Raw genomic sequence first — 21336 nt, 5'->3', positions numbered from 1 at the left:
ACCGATGGACGGATCTCAGGGACTCGACGTCGACTGTCCGTCCTTGCGGTCGATCCGTAGCTCCCGCTCCAGGTCGGCCACCAGCGTACGCAGGTCGTCCAGCCGCTGACTGATCATGATCCGGTTGATGTGGTCCGGCACGCCGTCGCGGTCCTCATCGACTGCCATTCGTTCGGTCATCTCCAGCCGGCGGGCCTCCTCCATCGAGTTGACGATCACCGCGATCAGGATGTTCAGCAACAGATTGACCGTAAGGATCACATAGCTGATGTAGTAGACGAGGGTCCACGGCGACAGCGCCATGCCCTGCTCGATCAGATCGGGCAGCGTCTCCAGGGACAACAGCACGAACAGGGTCAGCACAGCCTGGCCGATGGTGCCGTAATCCTCCGGATACGTGTCCTTGAAGATGAGCCACCCGGCCATGCCGTACACGTACAGGGTCACCAGGGCCAGGCCGAGGAACCCGCCGACGCCGGGAAGGCTGCGCAGCAGGGCCACCACGATGGTGCGCAGCCCGGGTGAGAAACGCACCAGCCGTAGCACCCGGGCGATACGGATCACCCGCAGGGCAGCCGACTCGCCGTGCAGGCCGGGGACGAACGCCGCGGCGATCACGACGAAGTCGAAGACGTTCCACCCACGCTTGAAGAAGTCCTGAGGCCGACGGCCGTACGCCAGCACCCGGATGCCGATCTCGATGACGAACACCGCACGGAAGAACCACTCCAGCGCCCGCAGCAGGACCCCGAGCGACCCGGCGTGCGGGTAGGTCTCGACGCCGAGCAACAGCGCGTTTACGCCGATGACGACGACGATCGCCAGGTCGAACCATCGTGACTCCACGATGCCGGCACACCGTCGGGCCACCCGCGACGACCGTGACGCGGGTGCGGCCGGGACAGTTCGCTGGGGCGGTACCGGCTGCGGGGGCAGATTGATCACCGAGCCAGCCTACGGGTGCGCGGCCCGGACGGCTCGACCCTGAGGCTCGATCAGGCCGGCGACCGTGGTCGATTCGAGGACGGCGCGCACGGATAGCGCTACGCGGAACGCCCGATAGATCCCGGCGCCGTGGTGGATCGGGCGTGCAGGGGCCCGCTCGAACTCGGCTACCTCAGCCGCGGTTGGTGTACACCCACTCCCGGCCTGCCGTGAATGCCGTGACAGGATCGCCGCAGTAGAGCCACGGCCACTCGCTGACCTGGTCGCCGATCAGGTCGAAGACCCGAGCGGCGGCCTCGAACTCGCCGGCCTTCTCCAGGCCCATCGCAAACGTGTTCGCCCTAGGGACCCAGCCGAAGCCGGGCGTGAAGGTCGGGTGGAACAGCGACTTCTCCACGGCGCCCAGCAGGTCCGCGCGCACCTGCGGGGAACCGAGGTATTCGTCGTCCTCCCCGCGCGGTAGTGACAGCCACTTCTCGATGTGCGCGACGGCAAGCAGCTCCGGCAACAGGCTGCCGCCCGGCGCGCCCGCGGTGGCCTCCCGGGCGAACGCGAACATCTGCTCGTCGCTGCCGGACCACTTGGCGCACAGGTACTGCAGCTGCTGCTCGTGGGCGACGACGTGAGTGGGGTGCCGCTTCACCACCTCCTCGAAGCGGGCGCGGGCCTCGTCACCGTCGACCTGTCGGCCCCGGGCGGTGGTGACCAGCCAGGTCCGGGCGGTCACGTCGTCCGGGTCCCGGGCCACGACCTCGTCGAGCAGGTTCTCGGCGGTCCGGAGTCGGCGGAAGAACTCGCGGAACTGCTCCTCGCTGGTGTATTCGGCACGCTTCGCGCCGCGGGCCTGCCAGGCCCAGGACACCCCGTGGCAGCCCCGGACCAGTACCGGAAGCGTCGAATCCGGTTCGGCGTCAACCCATTCACCGATCCAGTCCTGGACGCCGTCGACGTTCGCCGCGACCTCCATCAGGTAGGCACGCGCATCCGGATCGGTCGTGACGAGAAGAATGTCCCGGGCCGTACGCCAGTCCTGCGCACCCAGCGCCTCGATGAGCGCCCGCGCCTGCGGGTCACCCTGAGCTGGATCGATGACGAGGCCGGCCGGCTGCCGACGCTTCTTGAACGGCCACATGGACATCTCCCTACCTGTACTGGCCGGAGATTCTAGGGGGCCGTTCCTGGCCTGGCTTCGGAGGCCGGCCGGTTCGCCTACGCCTATGGCGCCCATCGAAGAGGGCTAACGGCGTCTGCGGTCCTTCTATGCTGAGGCATGCTCGAAGCCGGCAGCCGCGCGCGCAGCCAACCACCGCCACCGGCCATCGTCTTCGAGGCGCTCACCGAGCCCGACCGCGACCCGATGCGTCCCTGGCTACGGCTACTCGACGACGAACAGTCGCCGCAGATCCTGCGCGCCGAGCACCCGCACCTGGTGGTCTGGTCGTCGCTGTGGCCCAAGCGGTCGGATGCTCAGATACGTTTCGATCTGGTGTCCGACGGCCGACAGGGCACGCAGCTGCGCTGGACGCTGCTGGTCGCTGAGCCCTTGCCCGACCTGTCGCTGCTCGGGCACCTGCGTAAGCGGCTCAACGAACTGATCAACGCTAACCTGCGCTACACCTTCGGCCAGTAGGCGGACCACAGGTCAGGTGGGTACAGCCGCTGGTCGACCCACCACGATGAGAACAACGCATATCGACGGCGTGGAGCCGCTGTCCTGCGCATGCGCCGCAGGATCCCGAGCCACGACGTGCAACGCCTTTGAAATGAATCTCGTTCTAGTAGATGTGACCCCTCCGAAGAACAGGACTTCACGGCGTTTGTGCAGGTCCACGGAGATCAGACGACAAGAGCTACCGGGCCCACGTGCAGGGCCGCCAGGCCGCTGATGCGCTGGCCCGACAGTGGGAGCTCGAGATCAAGCAGCAGCGCCAGCCACGAGTGCCTACAACCAACGCGTGAGCACCATCCGGTGCAAGGCAGTGGCGGCCCGGGGCAGGAAGCCCCGGACCGCCGCCGCTCGGGCCAGGTTTAGCGGAACAGGAAGTTGGTCGAGTGGGTGGTGCCGTCGATCAACGTCAGTTCCAGGCGCCCACAGGTGTTCGCCAGGGATTTGTCCGTCTTCCAGACGTACTGGTACTGGTTGCTGGCCGGGTCGTAGGTCAGCGTGCTGGCCCCCGCGGTGACCGTCGGCACGGTCACCTCCTGCGCGGCCGAGGTGTCGCACGTCGTCGCGCGCAGCTTGGGGAAGCCCGCCGCGAGAATCCCGAGACCCTGGTCGCCAGCAAGGCCGAACTTGATCGGGACGGCGCCGCCGGCCTTCACGGCGTTGATCTTGTCGGCGCTGACCGGCGCCCCGAAGGTGTGCCAGTCGTAGACCACCTGGTAGGTGACGCTGGCCGGGGTGGCCTTGTTACCGGCCCGGTCCCGAGCGCCGGAGCAGGTGGCGGTGAAGTAGCCGACGTTCGGCCCGCCGGTGACGGACAGCGTGGCGGACGCGGCGACGCCGCTTTCGTCGTCGGTGGTCGAGCAGCCCGGAGTCACCGTCTCGCCAAGGGTGATCTGCTCGCCCTGGCTGACCCCGGTGATCTTGACGGTCGGCGCCGTCACGTCCTCGTTCTCGGTGACCGCCTTGTAGGCGTTGACCAGGCCGTATCCGAAGAAGCCGTTGACGTTCGGGTTGTTCGGGTCGATCTTGCATCGGCCCTGGGTGTAGTCGGTGCCGGAGGTGGGGCAGGCGAGCGGGACGGCTTGCTTGCGCAGCAGCTCCGCGATGTAGTCCGGAGTGGCGCCGGGGTGCTTCGACGCCAGCAGCGCGGCGACGCCGGCAACGTGCGGCGAGGCCATGGAGGTGCCGGACAGCGTCCGGTAGCTGGCCACCCCGGTTGACGGCGAGGTGGAGTAGATGCTCGATCCGGGGGCGGCCACGTCCACGACCCCGAGCCCGAAGCTGGAGAACGACGAGCGCGCCGGCTGCGTGGTCAGGCCCGGGTACCACGGCCCGACGGCGTTCGCGGGGGCGGTGGGCTGGGTGGTCGACGACACCGACACCACGTTGGGCAGCTCCGCCGGCAGGTCGAGGCAGCTCGGGTCGAGGGTGCGCCGGACCGGCTTGGTGTCGTCCGGGCTGGTGGTGTCGACCGTCTTGTTGGCGAGGTCCTGGTTCTCGTTGCCCGCTGCGGCGACGTTGAGGATGCCGTGCTCGGTGGTGTAGTCCACCGCGCGCCGGACCGCCTCGACAACCGGCGCCTGGTCGGCCTGGCTCTCACACCAGTACAGCCAGGGGTCGATGTAGTAGCTGTTGTTCGTGACCTGGACGCCGTGCTCGGCCGCCCAGATGAAGCCGCAGATCGCGTATTCCGGGTAGATGAAGCCGTCAGAGTTGACGACCTTGATGGAGGCGAGCTTCACGCCGGGTGCGACGCCGACGATGCCGACGCCGTTCTTCGCCGAGGCGATGGTCCCGGCCACGTGCGTACCGTGGTAGTCGGCGGTGAGGCTGGTGGGCCGCCACGCGCCCGGCGTGGTGTCCGGGGCGCCGGTGCCGACACAGTTCACCGACTTCGACTGGTCCACCACCGGGGCGAGGTCCTGGTGGTTGGCGTCGATGCCGTCGTCCAGAACACCGACGGTGACCGTCGAGCTGCCCAGGTTGACCTCGTGGGCGGCGCGCGCGCCGATGAGGATCATGTCGCTCTGCCGGGTCGCGTTCTCCAGGGCGTCCGGCTCGTAGGCGTCGACTGCCTCGGTGTCCTCCGCCATGGCGGGCAGAGCGGCGGTCCGGGTGGCACCCGCTGAGTGGACGGCGCCGCCGTGCGCGACCGTCTTCACCTTCTGGGCGAACGCGGGGTCGGTGGAGCGAGCGATGACCACGCCGATCTGCGCGTACGAGATCATCACCTGGCCGCCGGCTTCGGTGACCGCGGCGGCGGCATCCGCCGTCTGCGCCTGGCCGGCGGCATTGACGACGTAGCTGAGGTTGGGACCTTCGGCCGCCGCCGCGCTCGGCGCGAGGGCCGCGCTGAACGCCGCGACGAGGCTGGTCGCAGTTGTGACGATGAGGGAACGTCTGCCCAACCTGGAATGCATCCTGGGCCTTTCGGAAGAGGGTACGGGGGTCACCCGATCTTGAGTTGAGCGATGATAGGGCGAATTTTTCTCAGTGCGCACTCGGCTGGACGGCTGATGGCCGTGCCCAGGTAACGCCCATGTGGCCTGCCAGGTTCGTGCGTTTTAGCTGCTCATGCCCGGGTAGGGCGCCACGGCCGCCGGTGGTCGCGCCTTCGCCACCGGAGCACTCGTTGGGCCTACCGGGCCGGCTTGCGGGTAAATCGTGAGCGGGCGACGCGCGGAATCGGGCGGAGGGAGGTGGTACGCGATGGGCAGTGAACCGCCCGGTACCACCGGCATCGCGAGCAACACCGGCCCCACCACCACCGCGACGGCCACGGGCCCGTCCGTTCCTGTTCCCGCTCCCCCGGACAGCCGGCTCATCGACAGCGCCGTCTACACGCGCGGCCACCGGTGTGCCTCCCCGAACAGCCTCGCGGAGACCTATCAGTGCTTGCACGAGCTGGACGACGCGATGGCCTGGATCGGGCTCTACCGACCCAACGCCGACCAGATCGCGTCCCTGGCCGGGGAGTTCAGGCTGCACAGCCTGGCCGTCGAGGACGCCATCACCGCCCACCAGCGGCCCAAGCTTGAACGCTATGGCGACACCCTCTTCGTGGTGCTGCGCGCCGCACGCTACGACGACGAACGCGAAGCGGTCGAGTTCAGCGAACTACACCTGTTCATCGGGCCCGGCTTCGTCATCACTGTCCGTCACGGTGAGGCGCCCAACCTTGCCGCCGTTCGACGGCGTTTGGAAGCCACGCCGGTGATGCTCGCCCGCGGCCCCGAAGCCGTGCTCTACGCGATCCTCGATCAGGTCGTCGACGGTTACGCGCCCGTCGTCGCAGGCTTGGAGAACGACATCGACGAGATCGAGACCGAGGTCTTCGGCGGCGACCCGAAGGTCAGCCGCCGAAGCTACGAGCTCATCCGGGAGGTCATCGAGTTCCAACGTGCCGCGCGCCCACTGCTGGGCGTGCTGAACGCGCTCAGCGCGGGCTCCACCAAGTACGGCACCGAGGAGGAACTACAGCGATACCTGCGCGATGTCGCCGATCACCTCACCCAGGTCGTGGAACGCGTCGACGGGTTCCGGCACCTGCTGCAGAACATTCTCACCGTCAACGCCACCCTCGTCTCCCAGCAGCAGAACGAGGAGATGCGCAGCATGACCGCCGCCAGTTACGAGCAGAACGAGGAGATCAAGAAGATCTCGTCGTGGGCTGCGATCCTGTTCGCCCCCACCCTCATCGGCACCGTGTACGGGATGAACTTCGACACCATGCCGGAGCTCAAGTGGCACCTCGGGTATCCGTTCGCGATCACCCTCATGGGCCTCGTGTGCCTTGGCCTGTATCTCATCTTCAAGCGCCGCAACTGGCTCTGAGCCATGGACATCGCCGTCCGGGCCGGCCCACGAGGGCCGGCCCGGACGCCAGGATCATGCGAGATCGAACCGGTCGAGGTTCATGACCTTCACCCACGCCGCGACGAAGTCGTACACGAACTTCTCCTTCGCGTCGTCGCCGGCGTAGACCTCGGCGAGCGCGCGCAGCTCCGAGTTCGAACCGAAGACGAGGTCGACGCGGCTGCCGGTCCACTTGACCTCGCCCGTGGCGAGGTCGCAGCCCTCGAAGGTGTTCGCGTCCTCGGACGTCGCCTGCCACGTCGTGCCCAGGTCGAGCAGGTTGACGAAGAAGTCGTTGGTCAGCGACCCGGGGGTCGTGGTGAGAACGCCAAGGGGCGACTGCTGGTAGTTGGCACCCAGGACGCGGAGACCGCCGACGAGGACCGTCATCTCGGGCGCGCTCAGGGTCAGCAGGTTCGCCTTGTCGACCAGGAGGAACTCGGCCGGCAGGCGGTGGCCCTTGCCGAGGTGGTTGCGGAAGCCGTCCGCGGTCGGCTCGAGCACGGCGAACGACTCCACGTCGGTCTGCTCCTGCGACGCGTCCGTACGTCCCGGCGTGAAGGGGACCTCGACGGCGTAGCCGGCGTTCCGGGCGGCCTGCTCGACGCCCACGCCGCCGGCGAGCACGATCAGGTCGGCGAGCGAGATCCTCTTGCCACCGGTCTGGGCGGCGTTGAAGCCCTCCTGAATCTTCTCCAGGGTGTGCAGCACCGTCGCCAGCTCGTCGGGGTTGTTGACCTCCCAGCCGTTCTGCGGCTCGAGGCGGATGCGTGCCCCGTTGGCGCCGCCGCGCTTGTCACTGCTGCGGAACGTGGATGCCGACGCCCAGGCGGTGGTGACCAGCTGGGAGACGGTCAGGCCCGAGGCGAGGATCTGGGCCTTGAGGGCGGCGACGTCCTCGGCGTCGATGAGCTGGTGGGTCACCGGCGGCACCGGGTCCTGCCAGAGCAGCGTCTCGGCCGGGACCTCCGGGCCGAGGTAGCGGGCGACCGGGCCCATGTCGCGGTGGGTCAGCTTGAACCATGCACGGGCGAAGGCGTCCGCGAAATCGTCCGGGTTCGCCAGGAAGCGCCGCGAGATCTGCTCGTAGACCGGGTCGAACCGGAGTGCGAGGTCGGTCGTCAGCATCCGCGGTTCGCGGCGTTTCGCCGGATCGTGCGCCTCGGGCACCATGTCGGCGCCCGCCCCGTTCTTGGGCCGCCACTGGTGCGCGCCGGCCGGCGACTGCATCAGTTCCCAGTCGTAGGCGAAGAGGATGTGGAAGAACTCGTTGTCCCACCGGGTCGGGTGGTAGGTCCAGGTGACCTCGAGACCGCTGGTGATCGTGTCCCCGCCCTTGCCGGTGCCGAAGCTGTTCTTCCAGCCCAGGCCCTGCTCCTCGAGCGGGGCGCTCTCGGGCTCCGGGCCGACGTGGTCGGCGGGGCCCGCGCCATGGCTCTTGCCGAAGGTGTGACCGCCGGCGATCAGCGCCACCGTCTCCTCGTCGTTCATCGCCATGCGGCGGAACGTCTCGCGGATGTCCCTGGCCGCGGCGACCGGGTCCGGGTTGCCGTTCGGGCCCTCCGGGTTGACGTAGATGAGGCCCATCTGGACTGCGGCGAGGGGGTTCTCGAGCTCCCGGTCGCCGGTGTAGCGCTGGTCGCCGAGCCAGGTGGTCTCGGGACCCCAGTAGACGTCCTCGTCGGGCTCCCAGACGTCCGCCCGGCCGCCGGCGAAGCCGAAGGTCTTGAAGCCCATCGACTCCAGGGCGACGTTGCCGGCGAGGATCATGAGGTCGGCCCACGAGAGCTTATGGCCGTACTTCTTCTTGACCGGCCAGAGCAGGCGGCGAGCCTTGTCGAGGTTCCCGTTGTCGGGCCAGCTGTTGAGCGGCGCGAAACGCTGCTGCCCGGCACCGGCGCCGCCGCGGCCGTCGCTGATGCGGTAGGTGCCCGCGCTGTGCCACGCCATCCGGATCATGAACGGGCCGTAGTGGCCGTGGTCGGCCGGCCACCAGTCCTGCGAGGTCGTCAGGACCTCCGAGATGTCCCGCTTCACCCCGGCGAGATCGAGGGACTTGAACGCCTCGGCGTAGTTGAACTCCTCACCGAGGGGGTTGGCCACGGCGGGGTTCTTGGCGAGGATCTTCAGGTTGAGCTGGTTCGGCCACCAGCCGCGGTTGCCGCCACCCTGTGTCGGGTGGGGGGCGCGTCCGTGTGCGACCGGGCAGCGGGACTCGCTGCCCGCGTTCGCGTCATGGACGACGGCGTCGTGGTTCTCGGACATCGGATTCCTTCCGTGGCGCGGCGGATCAGGAGGATCAGGCATTGCCGGCGGTGGACGTGGTGGTGGTTGTCCCCGACCCGGGTCTCGTAGCGCGCCACCGAGCCGGCCGGCTCGATCACCGTCGCCACCCGCGGACGGGTGACGCGCAACGCGGGCCCGCGCAGCATCTGCTGGAGGTCCAGGGTCGTGGCCACGTCGCACAGTCTGGCCAGTCTTCTGGAATGAGTCAAGAATATCGGTGATCGCGCCTCGCGCGTCACCGGCCGCCTCCGGGCCGATCAGTCCCGGCACAGGGGCACGTCGGGCTCCACCACGGTCCGGTTGACGATGTCCTTCTTGATGAAGTCCGCCTCCTTGGGGATGCTGACGCCCAGCACATGCTCGATCGCCTTGGTCAGCGGCTCCGACACGCTGATGCCCTCACCGGCCCGTACGGTCAGCACGAGCGTGGCTCCCAGGCACTTCACCCCCGGCCCCACGGGCAGCGGCATGCCGATCCGGCCGGCCGCCGATCCGTTGGTCACCCCGACCGACGCCACGATGCCGACGAACGGCCCGGCACCCGCGACCGGCAGGCCGAGCATGAACCCGAAGCGGAACTCCACGGCCACGACAAGTCCCTCGACGCCGATTGAGACGCCGCGGATGGATTTCACGATGCTCTCCTGCACGGAGAAGGCGGGCGTCAGGACATTCGATTGGACGTATCCGATAGGTCCGTCGAGGCCCCACTTGCCGGTGGCCCTGATGTTGCCGTTCTTCGCCGAGAACCCCGTGGTGACGAGGAACTTGAACGTCTGCTTGAGGGTCGCCGGGAATCCGCCGATGATGATGGGCTGCTTCACCTCGATGGGCAGCTCGATCTTGACCTTCTTGTTGTCCTCCAATCCGCCCTCAGCGCCGGCGGCGATGGTGATGGCGAGCCCCTCGACTCCGTCGATCCGGAACTGCGGGTGGGGGATCACACCGTTGGTCACCCGGATGTCCCCCCACGCCCGCAGGTTCCGCAGCAGCAGTTGGATGTCGAAGTCGACCTTGAGCCGCTTCACGGCTGTCGAGTGCGAGGCGGTCAGCCCCATCTTCGACTTGTCCTTGTACGCCTCGACGTCCCAGTCGCCGACCTGCTGCTTGATGCTCTTGGCCCCGCGCGCATCCGGCTCGCGCGCCGGGGCGAAGACGATCGGCGGCACGGCGAGCCGCACATCGCCCGCGCCGATCGCGTTCACCCCCAGCCCGGTTGCCTGCGCGGCGCCCGGAACGACCGGCGCCGCCCCGGCCGGACCCCCGTCGACGACCTCGCCGAGCAGGTCAGGCAGCGAACCGAAGGTCTGCGCCTCAGCGTCGAGCGGTTGATCGAACGTGAAGTGGCCGTCCCGCACCACATCGGTCAGCCGCACCGGAGCCAGGGTGACGGCCTTGTCGCCGCCGGACCACTCGACCTTCACCACCCGGCCGACCGCCTCGCTCGTGGCGAACATGATCTTACCGGGCGCCAGGTCCTTGACCCCCCGGGCGTTGCCGTCGATCACGTAGGTGAATCCGTCCTTGCTCACCGACCGGACGGCCCTGCTGCCACCCTGCACGAGCACGACATCCGGCTGGTAGACCACGGACTTGTCCGGCTTCGGGCCGTACCCGTACCGATCGTCGGTCGCGGCATCGCTGCCGAGATCGACTTTTCCGCAGCTGGCGGCCAGCAGGATTACGACCAACCCGGCCGCCATCCGCCCGCGCCTACGCATGTTCGCCCCCGCCCCGTTCACAGCCGGCCAGCCACCACCCGGACCAGGTCCTTCAGGGGCTTGTGGTTCTCCTTCGGGTCGTTGAGCAGCACCAGGCGGATCGCGACCCACGTGTCCGTCTTCTGGACGAACACCTCGCCTGCCTGGGTGTCGAGGTACGCCTCGTCGCCGACACTGGACAGCGTCTCCAGTTCGTGTCCCAGTTGGCGCTCGATGTCGAGCATCTTCTTCGCACCGTCACCGACGTAGACCTCCACCTGGCCGGTCGGGCCGGTGGCCGGCGCCGTCCAGGTGCAGCTCTCCTGGCCGGCCCGGTGCGGGTCGAGTTTGAGCCGGGCCAGCGCGGCCGCCTCCTGATCGGTCACCAGGTCACACGCCTTCGGCGCCGGCTTGTCGGCCGGGGCAGCCGACGCATCATCCTCCACAGGAGCCGTGGAAGTGGTCGCCGAAGGTTCGCCGGCGGCGCTCGCCGGTTTGGATGGCTCCTCCGAGCGCCCGCACCCGGACGCCGCGAGCAGCAGCACGGTGGCCGGCGCCACGAGCAGCCACCGGCCAGTACCCCGCCCAGTCACGACATCCCCTCCGGCAGCGGCTTGATGAGGCCCGGGCAGTGCTTCTTGGTGTAGTCCCCCACCGCCGGGGCCGCCGTCTTGACCTTCGCCATCATCGGCCCGAGGCGTGCGTAGGCCGCGGGATCTTCGGCCATGCTCTTGCCCGTGGTGTCGATGACCGCGTCGTAAAATTCGCCCATCGCCGCCGCCTGGGTCTTGATCTCGGCCGGCGCTGCTGCCTTCAGATCCTTCACCCGGGCGTGTGCCCGTTTCACATCGATCTTCTTGTCGACCGCGTCCTTGTCGAACAGCGGATCCACTGCCTCCATGAACGCTTCCGCCGCCTCACACCAGCGGCCGCCGCCACCCGACGTGCCCTGGCTTGTCCCGTCCCCGCCGTCGGCCTTGGCTGTCGCCTTCGCGCCGTCGGCCGGGGTGGTCGCACCCGCGGCGCCGGCCGAGCCAGCGCCACCCGCCGCCGGTGCCGAGTCGTCGGGCCCGCAGCCTGCCAACAGGAGCCCGACCGCCAGTGCGGCAACACTCCCCCGAATTCGTGTCATCGATCCCCCTCTGACGAGCGCGAGCCGACCCGCGCATACGTCCGACCTCCATGACGATCCGCAGCCCCTGCCGGCAACTGCCGGCAGCGGCCCGCGTCCGTCCGCTTGATCAGTCTGATCGGCCGGTTTCGGGAGTCGTTCAGGGATTGTTCAGGTGGACGGATGACCCCGCTCAGCGACGGGAAACGGCGCAGGCTCGATGTCCATCTCACGCATCCGCGTCACGTACTCCTGGTAGCGGCGACCGGCCTCGCCGTGGCGCCCAGCGGCCGACAACCCGCCGATCAGCCCCAGGTGGGCCGGCTCGTCGTAGCCGTCCTCGACGGTGAGCCGCAGGTACCAGCCGATCGCCACCTCGGTGCGACCCAGTTGCAGGCACCGCCTCGCCAGCCTGTGGATCACTTCGCGGTGCAGGTCGGCCAGCACGGCACGGGGTCGCTCCACCCAGCCTCCAACGATCTCGCCGTCGTCGCAGAAATCGCCCGTGTACCTGGCCACCACCGCCTCGAGGCGGCTCACGAGCCGTACCTCGCGGTCGGCGACAGCGGCACCCTCGACGACCGCGGCCCTCTCCGGGTGCGGGCTGCCGCTCGGCCGGGCCTTCGTCGTGCTCGCGCCGTCCGCCGCGATTGCCGCCCGGGCCGCTTCGTAGAAACGCAGCGCGTCCACCGCGACATGCGCCGGGTCGATCCGTACGGTGGCCGGGTCGGTGGCGAGGTAGCGGTCCGCCGGATGCCGCCGGTCCGGATCGAGTACGCCCCGGACGGTCGAGATCAGTACCGACAGGCGGCGCAGCGCCACCTCTGGGCGGGCCTCCGGCCACAGCGCGGTGGCCAGGGCCTCACGAGCGACCGGCTTCCCGAGCTGCCCGACCAACATCTTGAGCAGGTCCCGCGCCTTGCGGGACTGCCAGCTACCGGTCGGTACGGGCACCCCGGCCAGCCGCACGGTGAATTGGCCCAGGGTCTGCACCTCGACCTCGGGGACAGGCGCCGGCCCGATTGCCGCCAACGGACCGGCGACCTGCCAGGCGCCTTCCTGCACACCGATCTGCGTCAGCCGTTCGTAGGCCATCTCCTCCGCCACCTGGTCGCCGCAGAGGCGCGCCTGCAGTAGCGCGTTGGTGGCGAGGGCGAACTCGTTGCCGAGCTCGACCCAGATGGCCGCTGCTTCGACCAGGCCGGCGAGGAGACGGCGGACCGCCCGGGTGGATGCCGCCTCGGGGTTGGCCCCGTAGGAGGCGAGCGCGGCGAGCTCCATGGCCTCGGCCAGGCCTGCGGCGTCACGACGCCGGCCCGCCTCTGATCGGGCCTGTTCGGCGTGCCGGAGAGCGGCCTGTGGATCACCGGAACAGAGGGCGACCCAGCCCGCGGCCAGTTCGGCGACGGTGGGCCCGGCGGCACTGGGCATGCACAGGGCGCGCTCGGCGTACTGCCCGGCCGCCACCGGATCGTCGGCGTAGCTGATCCGTGCGAGCCCCGCGCACGCCTCCACCAACACCTGGGCGTTGCCGTCCGGCTCTCCCATCGCCAACGCCGCCTGGTAGGCGGCCATCGCCTGGCGGACCGCGCCGCGGACCCGGTGCACCCGGGCGGTCAGCGTCAACCCGAAGGCCGCCAGCGGCGACCCGGCCCGCTGCCACCGGGCCAGGGCCTCGTCCGCGTCGCTACGCGCGCGGCGCAACTCGCCCAGCCCCAACCAGGCCTCCGCCCGGTTGTGCAGCGCCAACGCGAGCAGCGTCTGGTGCCCGAGCAGCTCGCCGAGCCGGACCGCCTCCCGGAGTTCGTCGACGGCCGGCCGATAGCGTCCCTCCTCCACCAGCCGTGAGCCGATGTTGCACCGGATCCGGAGTTGCTGGCCGAAGTCACCGGCTCGTTCGGCCGCCGCGAGCGCCCGGGCGTACGCGTACTCGTTGCCGGCCCGGTCGCCGTCGCTGAACGCGGCCAGCGCCTGGGCGACGTACGCCGCCGCCACCGCCGAGTCGTCCCCGCTCTGCTCCGCGACGCGGACGGCCTCTTCGGCGAGTTGCCGGGCCCGCGCCTGGTCGCCTCTGGCCCAGCGGGTCGCGGCCCACCCGGCGAGCACCTGGGCCTGGTCCGCCAGCGCGGACGCCTGATGCTGGTCCGCAACGTCGAGGGCCGCGCGTTGGTAACAGGCTTCGGCCGCGTCGAACCGCCCGCGTTGATGCAGCAACACGCCGAGGCGCCAGGCCAGCGCCGCCGGCAGCGGCGCGTCCGCCGGCACGGCCGCGAGATGGCGCAGGGCCTCGTCGTAACGCCCGTCCCGTACGGCCGCCTCTACCGGACCGAGAACGCCAAGCATGTCAGGACCACCCTTGTCGGTGGTCTTGGCGCCAACGCCGCTCACCTGTCACTGGTCCTCGTCATCCGATCCCGGGGTGAGGGTGACTCCGCGCCGCCGACCGCGCCGCTGTCAACTGTCGAACGTACTCTTTGTCGTCAAGCTGCTCCCCGTACCGTCCGGCCAGGACCAGTCCCGACGAAGAACCTAGGCCGCTCCGCCCCATTCGCGGATCAGTGCTACCTCGAATCTGAGTGCAACCGCCGACACAGATTGCGCGTGTAACGACCGATGGGGAGGAAAACATGATGCTCGACTCTGCGACGACTCAGGCGATCGGAGCGATCCCGCCACCACCCCCGAGTCGGCGTCGCGCCCGCGCCCCCTGGGTGCTGATCAGTGGCCTGCTGGCCGTGCTCCTGGCGGCCACCGCGCTGGTGGCGATCGCGCCACTGCGCCGCCCACTGCCCGCGCCGACGGTCACGCGGGCCCTGCCGGCGTCGATGGTCATCCCCGGCCCGGCCCCGGCGCTACCGTGGCCGAAAACCGGGCAGGCCGCCCTCTCGGTCGAGGGGCTCGGCTCGCTCGGCAGGTCGGGCGGAAGCAAGCCGGTGCCGATCGCGAGCGTGACCAAGGTGATGACCGCGTACGTCATCCTGACCGGGCATCCCCTCGACCGTGGCGAGCAGGGCCCGAAGCTCACTGTCAGCGTGCAGCAGGCCGCCGCGTACCCGAAGGAGCAGGCCCGCGGCGAGTCCCTCGTGCCGGTCGTCGCGGGCGCGGTTTTCACCGAACGCCAGGCGCTGCAGGCGCTGCTGCTGCCTTCGGCGAACAACATGGCGCGGATCCTCGCCGCCTGGGACGCCGGCAGCATCGAGGCATTCGTCGCAAAGATGAACGACGCCGCCGCCGCGCTCGGCATGACCGGCACTCACTACACCGATCCGTCCGGGTACGACCCGGGCACCGTGAGTACCGCTGTCGACCAGGTGGTCCTGGCCCGCAAGGCGATGGAGCTGCCGGCGTTCGCGGAGATCGTGGCGCAGAAGAAGGCCACCCTGCCGGTCGCCGGCACCGTGAAAAACTACAACTCGCTGGTCGGCCGGGACGGCATCGTGGGGATCAAGACCGGGTCCACCGACGAGGCCGGCGGCTGTCTCGTCTTCGCCGCCGTCGTCGAGGTGGCCGGCGGGAAATTCACCATCGTGGGCGCCGTCCTGGGGCAGCCCGGCGCAAACACTCCTGTACAGCTGAACCGGGTGTTCCGGGTGACCCGGCCGCTGGTCCGTACCGCCGCCGCCGCGATCGGGGTGCACGCCGTCGTCCGGGCCGGCGATCAGGTCGCCACCGTGCGGGGGCCGCTCGGCGCGGGCACGACGCTCAACGCCGCCCAGGACCTGACCGTGGTGGGCTGGCCCGGCATGCCGGTACGGCTGGGCATCGACATCCCAGCCGTACCGGCGCGGCTGCCGGCCGAGGCCGAGCATGGGCGGGTCACCGCGGTCGCCGGCGGCGGCACCAAGGTCGCCACTCCGCTACGAACCGACGTGGGGCTGGAGCCGCCCAGCACCTGGGACCGCATCCGACAGCACCGGTGAGCCGGGGGAACACGGCCTGCCCACGCGGCACGAACGGAACTCACGGCTCGCTCCGGGCCTCCTTGCCGACGATGTTCCAGCGCACCAGGCTGCCGCTCTCCGGCGGGTCGTTGGGCGTGACGATGCCCCGAACATTCCCGAGGATCTGCCAGGAGGGCATGTCGTAACCGCAGCTGAGCCCGTCGCGACCGTAGATCAACGGCGTCGGTGCCACCGACCAGGTCACGGCGTCGGTGCTACGCGCGATGCCGACCACCGTCTGCGTGTCCGTTCGGCCGCACGCTCCGCTGGCACCGGAGAAGGCCTCGAAGACGATGTACCAGTAGCCGTCGGGCTCGCGAGTCATGTCCGCCTTGCCGACTCCGAAGTTGGCCCAGTCCGGGGTCGGCGACAGGTTGATCTTCTGACGAGCGCCGGTGTATTCGTGGTCCAGCGTGTCGAGCCGCACCACCCCGCGCGTCTGCTTCGTGCGCCCCGTCGCGTCGTGGCCGTGGAACGTCAGGAGGTAGCCGGTCCCGTCCTTTTCGATGTCGGGCGTGCCGATCTCGTCGTCCCACGCACCAACCGCTCCGGGTGAGAGCAGGAGCTGGCTGTCCGACCAGTTACGCCCGTCTGTGCTGGTGACATATCGAACGGAGTGCAGGCTGCGTCCCTGCCCTGGCCCGGCGTAGTTCGGGTCGTGGTCACGCTGCTCGAACACCATTACGAGGCGGGATCCATCGGCGATGACGTCCGGTGAGTACACCCAGGTGCTTTCGACGCTGTCGTCAAAGCTGCAACTCTGGCCCTGCTGGACCGTCTGCAGGCCCGGCAGCGGACGTCCTCCGTCCACCGGCGTCCAGGTGGCTCCGCTGTCGTTCGAGGTCGCCATCGCCACGCCCTGCGGAATGGAGCAGGTGTCCCCCGCCGGGCTGATGAAGGTCCGGTAGTACATGAGGTACTGCCCGTTCCAGATGACCGAAGTGCTTTCGGCGTGGCTGCCGATGGCGCCGGGAAACGGTGACCCGCTCGGCTGGGCCAAGGTCGCCGTCCCGTTGAACAGATCAGCCGGCGAGGCTGGAGGCCCGTCGTTCTTCGCCACATCCGGGTCGGACACAGCTTCAACTTTGGGCCCTGCTGCCGCGAAATTGGTTCCGAACGGGCGCAAACCCGTGATTCGGCCGATGATCATCGCCGCGAAAAGGGCAACGAGCAGGAAAGCGGCCGGACCTCGCATCTTCTTAATCATGTCTCTCCACGCCGTGTCGGACGCATGGGGGGCATTTTCGGACGGCCTGTCCAGGCCAACGTTTCCAGCCGTCGTTTCGCGCCGGCCTCCGGCCTTCCAGGTATCTGGTGAAGGGTAGTGCGCGTTAGCCCAGAACTGCGAGCGCGCAATTTCACACCGGCGGCGTTCCAAGCGGCGATTCATGTTGCGTAAAATCGGCACGCTGTCGCCGGCCCCGGCCGGTGACGGCGAGGGCGCTCGCAGCGCCGGAGCCGGCTACCCGGGGCTGCCGTCGCAGCGGTTCAAGCGTGACAGCCGGTTGTCCTATATCCGGCCGGATGGGTGAGGGAGAGCCGTAGCGGCGGCGCCTGCCAGGCGGCCGCCGCGGCCCGCAGCACCCGATAAAGCTCTTCGCCGGTGGTGGGTAGCGTCTCGCCGTGGAGGAACTCGACGATCTGTCGCTGCACCGCGCTGCTGCCGGACGTGCCCCCATGCAGGGTGTACACCAGGACGAAAGGCACGTCCAGCGGGCTGCCGGGCCGGCCGGCGAGGGCATCGCTGAGCGGTACGAACGCCACCATGCGTATTCCCGGCACCGGGCAGAACATCTGATCGCGGTAGCGCTGCGGGTTGTTCAGGAGCGAGCGGAGGAACGGCAGGTCCGCGTCGACCTGCAGGCGGCTGGACCACCTGACGACCGTCAGGATCGCCCGCAACTGCACGCCGGCACCCACCCCCCAGCCGCGTCCGGCACCAGACGGCGGGTAGCTCGCAACGGCCGGGTTGGGCAGCGGGCTGAGCAGGACGACCGCAACCACGGCCGGGTGCGGACGAGTCTGCAGGTAGGTCCGGGCGACGAGGGTGCCCTCGCTCTCCGCGAGCAACGCCACCGGTTTACGCGTACGGTTGTGCACCTCGGTGACCTGGGCGTCGAGCAGTTCAGCGCTCCTCTCCAGCGACTGCTGAGTCTGCTCGGCCCGGTACGGCAGCGGTCGGCCTTGGTCGTCAAGACCGGCGTAGGAGAACAGTTCTAACGGAATGCTGTCGGCAACGTGCTGGCCGCCGGCGGCTGACCCGCCGTCGCCGACGGAGTCGTAGCCACTCACGAAGATGAGGGCCTGCGGCGGATCCCCGTCGGGGCCAGCAGGCAGGGGGGCTGGCGGTTGCTGGGCCGTCTGGGCAGCGGCCCGGCCCAGGAACCCGGCCGGAGCGATGCCCACCACCAGCCCGACCGCGACGAGCGGAGCGACCGGGACCCGGACAAACCGGACGGGCGCCGCGAGCACCGCGGCGAGCAGAAGCAGCCAGAGCCAGCCGTTCGCCACACCCGCGATGGCAGCCAGCGCGATCGACAACGGGTCCGGGGCGGCGGATACGAGTACGGAGGCAACGGTCAGGATCAGGAACGCCACCACGGACCAGAGCACAGCGGCCGGTGGCGGTGCCCCCTGCCACCAGGTGGGCACCAGGCCGGCCCGCTGCATGACGAGTCCCAGCACGAACACCGGACCCACGTCGCCGACGAAGAACCAGGACAGTGATGTCGCGTTGAGTGCCACCGAGAGCGCGGCCCAGGGCAGCATGACGACGATCAGGGCAGCGGTGCCCGTGATGCCGGTGAGCAGCGCCCGGCCCAACGCCGGTCGGGGTCGCACGTGCGACGGCCAGGCGACCAGCACGATGGCGGTGACCCACAGACCACGTACCACGACTGTCACGGCAAGTTCCCCCGCGAACTGCGGCCATGAGTGGTGGTAGACGGAGATCCAGCGCAGGTCGTGAAAGGTCGCGAAGGGTGGCAGGGCGCTCGCCTGGGGAGCCATTCCCATCGCGGACCCCAGGCCGGAACGGGCTGCCAGCACCGCCTCCAGCACCGGCGGGAACGCGGTGAGAAGCAGGAGCGCCAGGCTCCTGGACGCCGATCGCAGCGGGATCATCACGCCGACCTCCTGCCGCCGGCCAGGCTGCCGCCATACGGACACCACCGCCCAGGTGCCCCTGCACCACATCTACCATGTCGACCGGATTCACCGATGCGGAACCGTCACGTCGTCCGACTCGGCGCTGCCCGTGCCAACCCCAACGGATGTACTACCACTGCCCATGGCGCGTGGGCTGTTCGCGGTGAGCCGGTAGGCGCCACTGGGATCCCAGTCGGCCCGCCAGCCGGACGCGAGCGCCTCCTGCAGCACCCCACCGACGGCGTGCTGCCAGGCGCTGGCCGCGGCCGAGTCATCCCGGCGCAGCGCCGAGATGTCGGCTGGCAACGCGACCAGCGCGGCGGGAGCGACGGCCCAGGCCGGGTCGAGCACCGGCAGTCCGTCGACGGCGACCACCGCACCAGCGGTCAGGTGTACGCCGAACCGATTCGGGGAACACGCGGGATCCTGGACAGGCTGGCTGGTGTTCGAATGCGGTCATCGATGCTGATCAGGCCGAAGGGGATCCGGTCGGTGACATGCGACGGTGGGGGAAGTCGAAGGGTGGCGGGCAGGAAGATACAAAGGGTGCTCGTCGTTGGTGCACCGTTCGGCGACGGCCACATGCGGGCGGCCGACGCCGTCGGCTGTCTGCTTCGCCAGCGCAATCCCGATCTCGAGGTAGCGGTCGAGGACATGTTCGCCCACCTCTTCCGGCCGCTACACCTCAATCGCGCCTTCCGCAGCGCCTACCGGTGGTCCACGAGCCGCTTCCACGGTCATCCGCATCGCAGGCTCTACCAGGTTGCGAGCGGATGGCCCGGCATCGTCTGCCGGTTGTCGGACCTCGCGCTCGGCAGATCGGCGGCACGGTGGCTACGACGGATAGCACCGGATCTTGTGATCGCCACCCATCCGGTGGCCGCTTACCTGTGCGCGCAGAGACAGGCAGCCAGGGACACACCCGTCATCCCGCTCGTCACCGACAGCGGGCCGGTCAACAGGATCTGGTTTCACGGCCGGTACGACCGGCTGCTGCTGACCGATCCGGGGACCCGAGAGCACGCCGTTCGCGTGCTGGGGCCCACGTCCAACGTCACGGTCATTGGCGCTCCCGTCCTGCCTGCCCTGTATACACGCCGGCAGCAGGCCGAATCCCGGGACAGGCTCGGCCTCTGCCAGCGGTTCACAGTGCTGCTCACCGCGGGTGGTGCGGGGCTGGGACATGGGGTGCTCGCGGCCGCCAGGCACCTGGCCGGCAGCGATCTGGACGTGCAGTTGATCCTCAACGCGGGAGACAACAAGGAACTGCTGGCCCGCTTCCACGACATCGCCGCCCATCGGCCATGGCTGGTCCGGGGGCCGTCCGACGACTTCGAGGTGCTTCTAGCGGCCTGCGACCTGGTCATCGGCAAGGCCGGCTGGTTCACCCTCAACGAGGCAGCCTTCAGCGGCCGGCCGACCCTCATCGTCGACGTGGTTCCCGGCCAGGAGGAGTTCAACGCCCACGCCGCCGAAGCGATGGGGGTGGCCCGGTGCGTGCGGCCGTCCGAGATCGTCTCATGGGTACGCAGATACGCGAGCGCGCCGAACCTGTTGCGCACCGACTTCGCGGTCGATGAGCCCGCCCGGTTCGTCGCCGGCTGGCCGCTGCGTCTGGCGCGCGCACTCAGCGACCTGGTGCTGATGGCAGAGCCCACGACCAGGCCGAGCAGCAGTGCGCCGTAGTTGGGAGCCGCGCAGCCGGCGTCAGGACTTCACGGTTTCGGGCTCGCGCGTCACGCCGCGCCCTTTCATGACGTGCTGAAGCAGGGCGATGAGGACCTCCTTGCTGGACTCACGCTTCCTGGCGTCGCACAGCATTACGGGGACGTCCGGGTCGAGGTTCAACGCCATCTGCACCTCGTCGAGGTTGTACTGTCGAGAGCCGTCGAAGCAGTTCACGGCGACGATGAACGGTAGGCCTTGGTTCTCGAAGTAGTCGATGGACGGGAAGCAGTCGGCCAGGCGGCGGGTGTCGGCGAGCACCACGGCGCCGAGAGCGCCGAGGGCCAGCTCATCCCAGAGGAACCAGAAGCGGTCCTGTCCCGGGGTGCCGAACAGGTAGAGCACGAGGTCGTCGCCGAAGCTGATCCGGCCGAAGTCCATCGCCACCGTGGTGGTGGACTTCGCCTCGACCCCGGTGACGTCGTCCACGCCGATGCCTCGCTCGGAGAGGACCTCCTCGGTGCGCAGCGGCTGGGTTTCGCTGACCGATCCGACGAGGGTGGTCTTGCCTACGCCGAAGCCACCCGCAATAAGGATCTTGAGGGCGGTGGGCAGGATCGTCCGATCGTCCCTGTCAGAGTTCTCGTAGTCCATGGATGAGCGCCTCGAATACGCTGTCGTCGGGAAGAGTGGCGGGCGGACGGGGTTCGGAGACCTGCACAAGCTGGCGCGCGACCAGATCGTCAAGCAGGACGCGGACCGTGTTGAGTGGCAGTCGGAGATACGCGGCAACCTCTGCCAGCGCGAGCGGCTGCTGGCACAACTCGATGATCTGAGCGTGCTCCGGCACCAGGCCGATGTCGATGTACGGCACCGCCCGGGTCGCGGTTACGAGGGAGATCACGTTGAAGCCGTTCCTCGGTCTGGCCCGCCCGCGGGTCATGGCGTAAGGCCGCACCACCGGTCCGGCCTCGTCATCGACCCACAGCGGTTCTGTGTCAGGCCTCGTCATGGACGGCC

The 21336-nt window shown here is 69.3% G+C and carries 17 protein-coding genes and 1 pseudogene; 4 read left to right on the top strand and 14 right to left on the bottom strand.

Translation table 11 applies throughout. From position 1 onward, the window contains the following. Positions 1-15: 15 nt before the first annotated feature. On the bottom strand, positions 16-846 hold the full coding sequence (locus tag ACNAW0_RS04570) for an ion transporter (RefSeq protein ID WP_416286439.1): 831 nt from the start codon (positions 844-846) through the stop codon (positions 16-18). A 271-nt stretch (positions 847-1117) separates the two neighbouring features. After that, complete coding sequence (locus tag ACNAW0_RS04565; protein WP_416286438.1) at positions 1118-2083, bottom strand: DUF4034 domain-containing protein; 966 nt, start codon at positions 2081-2083, stop codon at positions 1118-1120. A gap of 132 nt (positions 2084-2215) precedes the next feature. On the opposite strand from ACNAW0_RS04565, the gene ACNAW0_RS04560 reads away from it, so the two are divergent. Then, positions 2216-2575, top strand: a complete 360-nt coding sequence (locus ACNAW0_RS04560) for a hypothetical protein (RefSeq protein WP_416286437.1) — start codon at positions 2216-2218, stop codon at positions 2573-2575. Positions 2576-2973: 398 nt separating this feature from the next. On the opposite strand, the gene ACNAW0_RS04555 is transcribed toward ACNAW0_RS04560, so the two are convergent. Next, positions 2974-5019 (bottom strand): S8 family serine peptidase, encoded by a 2046-nt coding sequence (locus tag ACNAW0_RS04555; RefSeq protein WP_416286436.1) that lies wholly within the window; start codon positions 5017-5019, stop codon positions 2974-2976. Between the two features lie 301 nt (positions 5020-5320). Between ACNAW0_RS04555 and corA the strand changes: the two genes are divergently transcribed. After that, complete coding sequence (gene corA / locus ACNAW0_RS04550; protein ID WP_416286435.1) at positions 5321-6445, top strand: magnesium/cobalt transporter CorA; 1125 nt, start codon at positions 5321-5323, stop codon at positions 6443-6445. A 54-nt stretch (positions 6446-6499) separates the two neighbouring features. Here corA and katG read toward each other — a convergent pair whose 3' ends face one another. The 6 genes and pseudogenes from katG to ACNAW0_RS04520 all read right to left on the bottom strand — a co-directional run bounded on the left by katG (position 6500) and on the right by ACNAW0_RS04520 (position 13951). Next, positions 6500-8731: a catalase/peroxidase HPI gene (gene katG / locus ACNAW0_RS04545; protein WP_416286434.1), complete on the bottom strand. Its 2232-nt coding sequence runs from the start codon at positions 8729-8731 to the stop codon at positions 6500-6502. 38 nt (positions 8732-8769) lie between these two features. Then, positions 8770-8850 (bottom strand): annotated as a pseudogene (locus ACNAW0_RS04540) (transcriptional repressor); the annotation flags it as partial. A 159-nt stretch (positions 8851-9009) separates the two neighbouring features. After that, on the bottom strand, positions 9010-10473 hold the full coding sequence (locus tag ACNAW0_RS04535; RefSeq protein ID WP_416286433.1) for a hypothetical protein: 1464 nt from the start codon (positions 10471-10473) through the stop codon (positions 9010-9012). A 17-nt stretch (positions 10474-10490) separates the two neighbouring features. After that, complete coding sequence (locus ACNAW0_RS04530) at positions 10491-10997, bottom strand: DUF3558 family protein (protein WP_416286452.1); 507 nt, start codon at positions 10995-10997, stop codon at positions 10491-10493. Positions 10998-11041: 44 nt separating this feature from the next. After that, positions 11042-11353, bottom strand: coding sequence for a hypothetical protein (locus ACNAW0_RS04525; RefSeq protein ID WP_416286432.1), 312 nt, complete (start codon positions 11351-11353; stop codon positions 11042-11044). A gap of 381 nt (positions 11354-11734) precedes the next feature. Beyond that, positions 11735-13951: a BTAD domain-containing putative transcriptional regulator gene (locus ACNAW0_RS04520; RefSeq protein WP_416286431.1), complete on the bottom strand. Its 2217-nt coding sequence runs from the start codon at positions 13949-13951 to the stop codon at positions 11735-11737. A 239-nt stretch (positions 13952-14190) separates the two neighbouring features. On the opposite strand from ACNAW0_RS04520, the gene ACNAW0_RS04515 reads away from it, so the two are divergent. After that, positions 14191-15483: a D-alanyl-D-alanine carboxypeptidase family protein gene (locus ACNAW0_RS04515; RefSeq protein ID WP_416286430.1), complete on the top strand. Its 1293-nt coding sequence runs from the start codon at positions 14191-14193 to the stop codon at positions 15481-15483. Positions 15484-15523: 40 nt separating this feature from the next. Here the strand turns inward: ACNAW0_RS04515 and ACNAW0_RS04510 are convergent, their stop codons facing one another. The 3 genes from ACNAW0_RS04510 to ACNAW0_RS04500 form a co-directional block, all read right to left on the bottom strand. Then, complete coding sequence (locus ACNAW0_RS04510) at positions 15524-16711, bottom strand: hypothetical protein (RefSeq protein ID WP_416286429.1); 1188 nt, start codon at positions 16709-16711, stop codon at positions 15524-15526. A gap of 281 nt (positions 16712-16992) precedes the next feature. Beyond that, a complete protein-coding gene (locus tag ACNAW0_RS04505; RefSeq protein WP_416286428.1) occupies positions 16993-18630 on the bottom strand; it encodes a hypothetical protein in 1638 nt (545 codons plus the stop codon). A gap of 87 nt (positions 18631-18717) precedes the next feature. Next, on the bottom strand, positions 18718-19026 hold the full coding sequence (locus tag ACNAW0_RS04500) for a hypothetical protein (protein ID WP_416286427.1): 309 nt from the start codon (positions 19024-19026) through the stop codon (positions 18718-18720). 15 nt (positions 19027-19041) lie between these two features. On the opposite strand from ACNAW0_RS04500, the gene ACNAW0_RS04495 reads away from it, so the two are divergent. Further along, positions 19042-20337, top strand: coding sequence for an MGDG synthase family glycosyltransferase (locus ACNAW0_RS04495; protein ID WP_416286426.1), 1296 nt, complete (start codon positions 19042-19044; stop codon positions 20335-20337). Positions 20338-20358: 21 nt separating this feature from the next. On the opposite strand, the gene ACNAW0_RS04490 is transcribed toward ACNAW0_RS04495, so the two are convergent. Beyond that, the gene (locus tag ACNAW0_RS04490; RefSeq protein WP_416286425.1) at positions 20359-20970 is read right to left on the bottom strand and encodes a GTP-binding protein; all 612 of its coding nucleotides are present in this window, start codon (positions 20968-20970) and stop codon (positions 20359-20361) included. Continuing rightward, positions 20951-21328 (bottom strand): DUF742 domain-containing protein, encoded by a 378-nt coding sequence (locus ACNAW0_RS04485; RefSeq protein ID WP_416286423.1) that lies wholly within the window; start codon positions 21326-21328, stop codon positions 20951-20953. Before ACNAW0_RS04485 ends, ACNAW0_RS04490 begins: the two co-directional genes overlap by 20 nt. Positions 21329-21336: the final 8 nt, after the last annotated feature.

Origin of the sequence: Micromonospora sp. SL1-18, from assembly GCF_047921505.1 — a bacterium.
In the GTDB taxonomy this organism is placed as follows: Bacteria; Actinomycetota; Actinomycetes; order Mycobacteriales; family Micromonosporaceae; genus Micromonospora.
Note: the sequence above shows the minus strand (reverse complement) of the source record. Positions and strands in the feature narration are given on the sequence as shown.

Excerpts from the sequence above, each read along its gene's own strand:
- ACNAW0_RS04490 (WP_416286425.1), bottom strand. The coding sequence starts at position 20,970 with ATGGACTACGAGAACTCTGACAGGGACGATCGGACGATCCTGCCCACC.
- ACNAW0_RS04535 (WP_416286433.1), bottom strand. The coding sequence starts at position 10,473 with ATGCGTAGGCGCGGGCGGATGGCGGCCGGGTTGGTCGTAATCCTGCTG.
- corA (WP_416286435.1), top strand. The coding sequence starts at position 5,321 with ATGGGCAGTGAACCGCCCGGTACCACCGGCATCGCGAGCAACACCGGC.
- ACNAW0_RS04525 (WP_416286432.1), bottom strand. The coding sequence starts at position 11,353 with ATGGAGGCAGTGGATCCGCTGTTCGACAAGGACGCGGTCGACAAGAAG.
- katG (WP_416286434.1), bottom strand. The coding sequence starts at position 8,731 with ATGTCCGAGAACCACGACGCCGTCGTCCATGACGCGAACGCGGGCAGC.
- ACNAW0_RS04510 (WP_416286429.1), bottom strand. The coding sequence starts at position 16,711 with ATGATTAAGAAGATGCGAGGTCCGGCCGCTTTCCTGCTCGTTGCCCTT.
- ACNAW0_RS04560 (WP_416286437.1), top strand. The coding sequence starts at position 2,216 with ATGCTCGAAGCCGGCAGCCGCGCGCGCAGCCAACCACCGCCACCGGCC.
- ACNAW0_RS04485 (WP_416286423.1), bottom strand. The coding sequence starts at position 21,328 with ATGACGAGGCCTGACACAGAACCGCTGTGGGTCGATGACGAGGCCGGA.
- ACNAW0_RS04565 (WP_416286438.1), bottom strand. The coding sequence starts at position 2,083 with ATGTCCATGTGGCCGTTCAAGAAGCGTCGGCAGCCGGCCGGCCTCGTC.
- ACNAW0_RS04515 (WP_416286430.1), top strand. The coding sequence starts at position 14,191 with ATGATGCTCGACTCTGCGACGACTCAGGCGATCGGAGCGATCCCGCCA.